Genomic DNA, 1,196 nt, shown 5'->3' on the forward strand with positions numbered 1-1,196 from the left:
GAGAGCAGGCCGCAGTGAATAGGCCCAGGCAACTGTTTAACAAAAACACAGGTCTCTGCTAAAGCGTAAGCTGATGTATAGGGGCTGACACCTGCCCGGTGCTGGAAGGTTAAGGGGATTGCTTAGCGCAAGCGAAGGCATGAACTTAAGCCCCAGTAAACGGCGGCCGTAACTATAACGGTCCTAAGGTAGCGAAATTCCTTGTCGGGTAAGTTCCGACCCGCACGAATGGTGTAATGATCTGGGCACTGTCTCAACAACAAATCCGGTGAAATTGTAGTGCAAGTGAAGATGCTTGCTACCCGCGGTTGGACGGAAAGACCCCGTAGAGCTTTACTGTAGCTTAGCATTGAATTTCGGTATTGTCTGTACAGGATAGGTGGGAGACTTAGAAGCTAGGGCGTCAGCCTTAGTGGAGTCATCCTTGGGATACCACCCTGGCAGTACTGGAATTCTAACGACTAGCCATGAAACTGGCGGTCGGACATTGTTAGGTGGGCAGTTTGACTGGGGCGGTCGCCTCCTAAAATGTAACGGAGGCGCCCAAAGGTTCCCTCAGCGCGGTCGGAAATCGCGCGTAGAGTGCAAAGGCAGAAGGGAGCCTGACTGCGACACATACAAGTGGAGCAGGGACGAAAGTCGGGCTTAGTGATCCGGTGGTACCTCGTGGGAGGGCCATCGCTTAACGGATAAAAGCTACCTCGGGGATAACAGGCTGATCTCCCCCAAGAGTCCACATCGACGGGGAGGTTTGGCACCTCGATGTCGGCTCGTCGCATCCTGGGGCTGAAGTAGGTCCCAAGGGTTGGGCTGTTCGCCCATTAAAGCGGCACGCGAGCTGGGTTCAGAACGTCGTGAGACAGTTCGGTCCCTATCCGCCGCGGGCGTAGGAAATTTGAGAGGAGCTGTCCTTAGTACGAGAGGACCGGGATGGACTGACCTCTGGTGCACCAGTTGTTCCGCCAGGAGCACAGCTGGGTAGCTATGTCGGGAAGGGATAAACGCTGAAAGCATCTAAGCGTGAAGCCTACCTCAAGATTAGATTTCCCATGTATATCAGTAAGACCCCTTGAAGAACACAAGGTTGATAGGTCGGAGGTGTAAGTATGGTAACATATTCAGCTGACCGATACTAATAGGTCGAGGACTTGACCAAAAAACTCTTAACATTATGCAATTTTGAGAGAACATCTCAA

General features: G+C 52.4%; 1 rRNA gene. It reads left to right on the plus strand.

The features are described from left to right. A 23S ribosomal RNA gene (locus tag BUA48_RS00005) occupies positions 1 to 1,156 on the plus strand; the annotation flags it as partial. Positions 1,157 to 1,196: the final 40 nt, after the last annotated feature.

It is taken from the genome of Clostridium collagenovorans DSM 3089 (assembly GCF_900130005.1).
Classification (GTDB): Bacteria; Bacillota; Clostridia; order Clostridiales; family Clostridiaceae; genus Clostridium_D; species Clostridium_D collagenovorans.